The sequence below is a fragment of the Flavobacteriales bacterium genome (assembly GCA_013214975.1).
In the GTDB taxonomy this organism is placed as follows: Bacteria; Bacteroidota; Bacteroidia; order DT-38; family DT-38; genus DT-38.
In genome coordinates this window covers 1-7,842 of sequence record JABSPR010000032.1, presented here as the reverse complement: position 1 = coordinate 7,842, position 7,842 = coordinate 1, and the positions used below count along the sequence as shown (strand labels likewise).

The following is a 7,842-nucleotide window of genomic DNA, read 5'->3' as shown; positions in this document are numbered from 1 at the left end:
AAACTTCATCTTGCCAATCGCTTACAGTTGCATTAGTAATACAAGATGATATTTCGTGCCACCCTGCAGAGTAGCCACCCGATGACAACCCATAATATGTTTGCACTGTAATATTACCTATAATTCCTCCTCCACCTATCTCAGCCATACGTGCAGATCCACTTGCATTAGATATTAACGTGAATCTGTTATTGGTTATAAAATCTCCAGAAGTTAAAGTTAGGCTACCCGACAAGTCCATAGCACCCGACAATATTTCGACGCCATTTGAATTATTTATCGTCACGTCGTCAACACTAAACGCACCTACAATCGATACCAACTGCTTTGCAGTTCCAGAAAAAATTAATTCACCGCCACTTATCACGCCCGCATCAATAGTTACATCTCCCTCAACATCTAAATCGAAAGTATTTAAATCTAAGGTTGTGCTGGTGCAAGTTAAATCTCCAATCGTCCTATTCTGATCTAATATTGGAAGATTCCCTGTACTTGGAATTGTAACGTTCGCACTAGCTGGAGGCACAAGACTATTGTCCCAATTGGTAGCTAAATTCCAAACCGTATTTGTTGTCCCTGTCCAGGTATATTCATCAATTGCAACAAGAGTAGTATTTACTTGAGGTGAGGATAAAGGAATTATATCAGTTGTAACAACACCAACAATTCTATCGTCGGTTGAGAATGAACCTGCAAGATGCTCATAAGTGATGTTACGTAATAATTCTTGCATTTCAGCGGCGGTAGCTATGCCACCAACAGGTTCAATAAGTACACTTTGCTTTCCCGCATTTAACCCAGACGTCACTTCAGAAACAGTAACGTTAATATCTACTGATGCGAGTTCTGGAAGAGCATCCATGTTAACGTGTGAAAAATTCGTAGAAATATCATAAGCCACTCCACTGATGTTGAAATTTTCCAAATTCAAATCTTGTACAGCTAAAAACAGTTCTAATGATTGAACACTATTACCGGCCGTAAGAGTTGCTGTAACATCGGATATGTTTTCAGTCGCAAGGTTTACATAACTAGTTGAATAATTCCCCCCTGCAGTTACAGGTCCATTCAAATCAAGAGCAGGTGCTCCAGTAATTACATCCATTTCACAATTCACCACGGCAGATTCGTTACTTTCTGTATCTGTCGCGGTAATTTCAATGTCCCGAATTCCAGTGTTTATGGATACAAACGGCTCATTATTGGTGTAAGTAATACCCCTAAGAATAGATTGGGCATCTGTAATAGCAAGATCTATCACAACATCACTACCGTTTACTTCTTCCAGAAGTACAATCTGCTTACCTGCATCTCCACCTATACCAGCAGTAACAGTGATTTGCAGCCTAGGCAAGCTATTGGCAGTAGGGATTATCGTAGCAGTATTGGTACTGAGTACAATATCGGTCCCGTTTATATTAAAGACTTCATTTGGAGCATCTGCAATACCATCCACTGTAAAAGTCATCTGTAACAAATCCGTGCTCTCAATATCTGTAATCGTTGCAGCTCCAGAACTTGCAATATTTACAGGTACACCACCTTCAGAAAATTGTGTCGCATAATCTTGTCCGTTAGATGCTAAACCATTTAAATCTAGTGATGGAGGGGTTTGTATACCCCAGCGATCTATGAAATATGTGTTTAGATCATCTATTTCAGTACTTGATAACGCATTTTTCCAAATCATGAATTCGCCAATAAATCCCTGGAAGAAGTTAGCACCTCCTGCATTAAGAGTTGAGTTATCCGCAGGTAAAACTGTCCCAGTGTTTACATAACCCAATGCAATACCATCTCCATGGGCAGATTGAGGGTCGACATGACTAACACTACTCGATAATGAGCCATTCAAATAAATGCTTAACGTATTAGTAGCATCGACACCCGAAGATGAGTTTTGGACAATGGTTATAAAATAGGTCGTATTGATGGAAACCGCCCCTAAGTCTACACTTTTGTATTGATGCCCTACATCCCATTCTGCAATATTCCAAACACCAGCATAAATATGACCACCTTGAATAACAAAGCTATAACCTCGGGTAGCACCACCTTGCTCATAAATAATCTGATCCCCTCCAACACTTGCCCCTGTTTCTAATACAATGGCCAAAGAAATTTCTTCGGTTGTTGCTTCCTCGTTAAGTTCGGTAGAGTTAGCTATTATAAAAAAGTCATTGGTACCATCAAAGCTAATTGCCCCATTTGCACCTAATCCAGTTGTGCTAAATGTCGGTTCATTTCCACCGGCAGCTATTGCATTATCCGAAGAAGATTGATTTGTCCAAGGAGTTACATTGGAACCATCTACTGGTTGATCTGTAAAATCCCCATCACCATCTATATCCTGCGCATCATAATGTAAAACCAAACCACTTAAAGGAGGTGGATTAATCGATATCGTTATCTCGTCGATATCTGTTGCTGACAAGTCGTCCGTAGCAGTTACCTCTAAGATTTCGTTTCCTGTCGTGATTACACTTGTGTATGTCAGTGATGCGAGAGTAGCATTGATGTCTATTTCCGTACCGGTTAATATCATAATATCTACCCCGTTTCCTGTGCGTACAACCCCACCAGAAATAGTCACATCCAAAACACCTAAACTCTTGGCTTCTAATCTCACGTTATTCAAATCTCCATCGGCATCTGAACAGGAGATATTCGTAATAGACAAGAGTGTATTTGCTTCCGTAGATTGCGTACCTGGAACACTGTTTACAGGAGGTGTAGCAATATCTAACGTTGTATTTACTTGTGACGAGGATAAAGGAATTATATCAGTTGTAACAACACCAACAATTCTATCCTCGGTTGAGAATGAACCTGCAAGATGCTGATAGGTGATATTACGTAATAATTCTTGCATTTCAGCAGCTGTAGCTATGCCTCCAACAGGTTCAATGAGCACACTTTGCTTTCCAGCATTTAATCCTGTAAGCACTTCAGAGACAGTAATATCAATATCCACTAATGAAAGTTCTGGGCTAGCATCCATATCCGTATACGAAAAATTCGTAGAAATATCATAAGCCACTCCACTGATATTGAAATTTTCCAAATTCATGTCTTGTACAGCTAAAAACAGTTCTAATGATTGAACACTATTTCCGGCTGTAAGAGTTGCTGTAGCATCAGAAATATTTTCAGTCGCGAGATTTACATAACTAGTTGAATAATTCCCCCCGGCAGCTACAGGTCCGTTTAAATCAAGAGCAGGTGCTCCGGTAATTACATCCATTTCACAATTCACCACGGCGGATTCGTTACTTTCCGTATCTGTTGCTGTAATCTCGATATCCCGAACTCCTGTATCAATAGATACTAACGGCTCATTGTTTGTGTAAGTTATACCCCTTAGAATAGATTGAGCATCTGTAATGGAAAGGTCGATCACATTATCACCTGCGTCTACAGATTCTAATAAAACAATTTGTTTGCCAGCATCGGCTCCTGTACCAGCCGAGATAGTGCTTTGCATTTTTGGTAAACTATTGGCTGCCGGTATAGTGGTAACAGCGTTGGTAGTAAGTACAATATCAGTCCCGTTTATATTAAATATTTCATTTGTTCCATCCAATATACCAGCCACTTTAAAGGTCATTTGAGAAAGATAGGTACTCTCGATATCAGTGATTGAGGCAGATCCTGAATTGGCAATATTTGCAGGAACACCACCTTCCGAAAACTGTGTTGCATAATTTTGCCCGTTAGAGGCTAAGCCATTTAAATCAAGTGCTGGGGACGTTTGAATACTCCATCTGTCCAAAAAATAGGTATTCAATTCATTTATTTCGGTAGCCGAAAGGGCACTTTTCCAAATTAGAAATTCACCAATTACCCCTTGGTAATAATCCGTATTTGCATTATTTCCAACGACATCATCTGCAGGCAATACTGTTCCTCCATTTACTCGACCTAAGCCGATATCTCCTCCATGAGCACTTTGAGGGTCGACGTGATTCACGCTGCTCGCCAAAGACCCATTCAAATAAATACTTAATGTATTGGTAGCATCTACTCCAGAGGATGAACTCTGCACTATCGTTATAAAATAGGTAGTATTAGCAGTTACAGCCCCTAAGTCAACACTTTTGTATTGATGACCAACATCCCACTCTGCATTATTCCAGACACCAGCAAATATGTGATTATCTTGAATCACAAAGCTATAGCCTCTTGCTCCTCCACCTTGTTCGTAGATAATTCGATTTGTGTCAATATTCGCTCCTGTTTCTAGAACAATCGCTAGCGAAATCTCATTGGTTGTTGCTTCTGTGTTTAAATCATCTGAATCAGCTATGGTGAATAAATCATTTATTCCATCAAAACTAACTGCACCATTGGAATTTAAACCATTTGCATCGAAGGTCGGCTCATTCCCTCCTGTGGCGATCGCATCGTCGGAAGAAGACTTATTTACCCAAGTAGTAATAGCAGAACCGTTTGATGGTTGGTCCAAAAGATCATCATCCCCATCAATATCTTGTGCATCGTAATGCAAGACTAATCCTGTAGAAGGGAGTGTTTGTGCCAATACATTTCCAGTCACAAAAAAGGAGGTAATTGCAATAAAAATCAGGAGAATAGAAGGGGCTATTGTTCTAGTCATATTCGAATAAGACTGTAAGCGTCTTTATTATACTATAAATTACGTATTTTTTTTTGATTTATCACTATATATTCTACGGTCATTTCGGCTACTCCATGATTACCGAACTCTTACCACAAGCCAATATTACCTTTTCCCTTCACGGAAATATCGATTCCGTACATTTCCTGCAAATTACTATTCCTTATTTCTCAATTTGGATAAATCAGTCAACTACCCATTTATCACGATGAATGAAATCCGAACAAAGAACCGAATACTCAATATTCTGCATTTACCTTTAATTAACGGCAGTTAATTAACAGACTATTTCTATAGTCAATTCGCTGCCTAAATGACAAAGAATATCAAATATACTTTCTTAAAGAGACGTTTAACATTCATATATACCTGAAGAGCCAACACTTGATCTACCACTTCAATATTGAATGTATATCCAAGCAAAATGATCTTACTTTTACAGCAAATCTGTTTATGAAAGTACTACAATTTAAAGGGGATCCATAGACTGATGATCAACTAGTTACTAGCGAGTCTGACGAGCCTTTTTTTTTTAGCACGACAAAACATCAGATATCTTGGATACAAATATCAAGATTCCGAAATCATCGAAAAGAAACTAAAATACACCGTCTATCTCGGAACAACTTTTCCCCGCTTGATTTAGGGAACTTGAAGAGCGCTGGTCTAGTTTTTACTATTTTCTTGCCAGATTTCCTATCAAGCGTTTCAACTATAACTGTATAATTTCCAGCAGGAAAATGAGAAAGAGAAATACTGGAGGAATTATTATTGACAATCGATTGACTTGCTTCCAAATCACCTTGAATATCGATGACACTTACCCTGCCCTTGTTAAAATCGGGCTCCAAAATTACATGGAGATTATCTTTAACAGGGTTTGGGTATAACATGAAATCAATATTATTATCAACAGAAACCTCTCCTATACCAGTTGGCATACAGCCTCCTTCTATTTGCCCAGCGTTTATAGGCTCTCCTGGGCAAGTTTTATATGCAAATCCAAGAACAGTCATCGATTGAAATCCAGAAGCTACAGGCAGTTGAATCCATCCAAAATGTTCATTTCCATTGTAATTAATCTTAACCCCTAAATATTTACTTTCCGCATCGGGCCAAAACCCATAATCCCTAGAATAATAAGTATCAAAACAACCTATATCCCTAACCTTTTCAGTACCAGACAGCGAACCCCAATATAATATCCTTGTATTGTTTATTTACTGCCCGTAGTCCAAATTATCTACGTATTTCTGCAAAGCAAGTGGTTTTGCAAAATAGTTATTTCCAAGATTCTGAATAGATGTGCTATAGTAGTTCACGCTATATGGATTAACATATGTAGTTATTCTAAGTTCAAAGCCATCTGATTGGTCTTGATTTAGATCAACTCCAAAACTTTCCCCAGGAAAATTGAGAGTTGTATCAGGGTCAATGCCCGTAAATACAATATTTGCTGATGCCGTATGTGCAGTAATAATTGTCGCAGCAAGTGTTGAATACAGCTCCGGTTTACTGTTCGCTTTTATCATCTTCGAATATATTTATGTTTTGAATAGTATCTATTTTCCTTAAGTCAATTTTATTACACCAATTCTATGATCTTAGATAAAATTATTTTGGAGTTATAAGTTGAAGTGACATTTTCTATTTAGCACTACAATCAACTGATGGCATATAATCAAATATTATGAGCTTACTTTTGCAGCAAATTTGTTTATGAAAGCGTTACAATTTAAAGGGAATGGAGATCTTGAGCAACAATTATTTCTCAACAATATCGACATGCCTATTATTAGCGCACAACAGGTGTTAATAGAAGTGCATGCAGCTAGTGTTAACCCCGTAGATTTCAAAGTAGTAAATGGTAATATTAAACGTTTTTTAAAGCTTACAATGCCTGCTAGTGTTGGATATGATATAGCTGGTACTATTATTAAGAAAGGCAATAACGTTTCTAATTTCGAGGTTGGTGATGAAATATTCGGAGTACTTTCCTCAAAACAGCCCGGCTCCATTGCCGAATATGTTGCCATAGATAGCGCTACGATTTCACATAAACCAACTAACGTTAGCTTACAGGTTGCTGCTAGCCTTCCGCTAGTTGGATTAACTGCTGTTCAGTGTTTTAAAAAGGCCAAGCTTAAATCGGGAGATCGTATTTTGATTCATGCAGGATCTGGTGGTGTAGGTAGCTTCGCGATTCAATATGCTAAACTGAAAGGAGCCTATGTATACACGACCACCAGTACAAAGAATGTGGATTGGGTTAAACAATTGGGCGCCGACCGGGTAATAGACTATTCCAAAGAGGATTACTTGGAAGTGACTAAAAACCTCGATCTGGTTTTGGATACGCTTGGTGATAAATACAAATTAGATGCCTTTAAGGTGGTAAAAAAAGGAGGCACTGTAATGAGTATCGTTGGACAAAATGTGGACGACGCAACAGCCAAAGCATTTAATATGAATTGGCTCGTTCGTCTTGTTTTATTATTCATGAGAAGAAAATTCACCAAACAAGCTAGAGTGCATTCTGTATTTTACAAATCAACAGTGATGCTACCAAACAGAGCTCAATTAAAAGAAATTAAAGGATTGATTGAACGCGAAGAAATCAAACCGGTAATTGATAAAACATTTTCATTATCGGACAGCGTTAAGGCACTTATGTATCAAAAAAGCGGCAGAGCTAAAGGTAAAGTCGTAATTAAAATTAAGTAGAGTTTATTCGATTTAGAAATAATGATTTCTATTGTTGTTATGGACGTCGGCCTTTTCCTACTTCAATTCTCTTAATTTTAATTCCATTCCACATTCAGAACACAATCCGAGTTTATCTTGATTTTTCTTTGGATGCATGGCACAATAATATCTTGAGGAGCCCTCTGGTTCATCACCTACGAAACTAAATGTACCGGAAATTTCTTTACCTTTTTTCAAAGTAAATATCACTTGACAATTAAACGACTCGGTACCTTTCAACTGGGCAACAAAACGGTTATCACCTCTTGATTTCAGCTTCCTATCAAACTCCTCCCCGTTCTTCTTAATAAATTTTACATACCCTGTTATACCTGCGTTCGGAATTCCCTTGAATCCATTCTTGTATAAGTAAAAAACTAGTTGATCCTGAATCATCGATGGATTAATCAACAACTCTATTTTAAATTTTTCATCTTCGCTTATTATCCCGCCATTGGGTG

5 protein-coding genes are annotated in these 7,842 nt (G+C 38.1%); 1 reads left to right on the top strand and 4 read right to left on the bottom strand.

Annotated features, from left to right (window positions below; genetic code table 11):
• The 3 genes from HRT72_02365 to HRT72_02355 form a co-directional block, all read right to left on the bottom strand.
• On the bottom strand, positions 1 to 4,615 hold a 4,615-nt coding region (locus tag HRT72_02365; GenBank protein ID NQY66554.1), incomplete at its 3' end, for a hypothetical protein.
• A gap of 605 nt (positions 4,616 to 5,220) precedes the next feature.
• Positions 5,221 to 5,652 carry a T9SS type A sorting domain-containing protein gene (locus HRT72_02360; protein NQY66553.1) on the bottom strand — a complete coding sequence of 144 codons (432 nt, stop codon included), beginning with the start codon at positions 5,650 to 5,652 and terminating at the stop codon, positions 5,221 to 5,223.
• 204 nt (positions 5,653 to 5,856) lie between these two features.
• Entirely contained in the window at positions 5,857 to 6,168 is a 312-nt protein-coding gene (locus HRT72_02355) for a hypothetical protein (protein ID NQY66552.1), read from the bottom strand.
• Positions 6,169 to 6,355: 187 nt separating this feature from the next.
• On the opposite strand from HRT72_02355, the gene HRT72_02350 reads away from it, so the two are divergent.
• Positions 6,356 to 7,360 carry an NADP-dependent oxidoreductase gene (locus HRT72_02350; protein ID NQY66551.1) on the top strand — a complete coding sequence of 335 codons (1,005 nt, stop codon included), beginning with the start codon at positions 6,356 to 6,358 and terminating at the stop codon, positions 7,358 to 7,360.
• 57 nt (positions 7,361 to 7,417) lie between these two features.
• On the opposite strand, the gene HRT72_02345 is transcribed toward HRT72_02350, so the two are convergent.
• Positions 7,418 to 7,842, bottom strand: a 425-nt coding sequence (locus tag HRT72_02345; protein ID NQY66550.1) for a hypothetical protein, incomplete at its 5' end; no start/stop codon positions are given.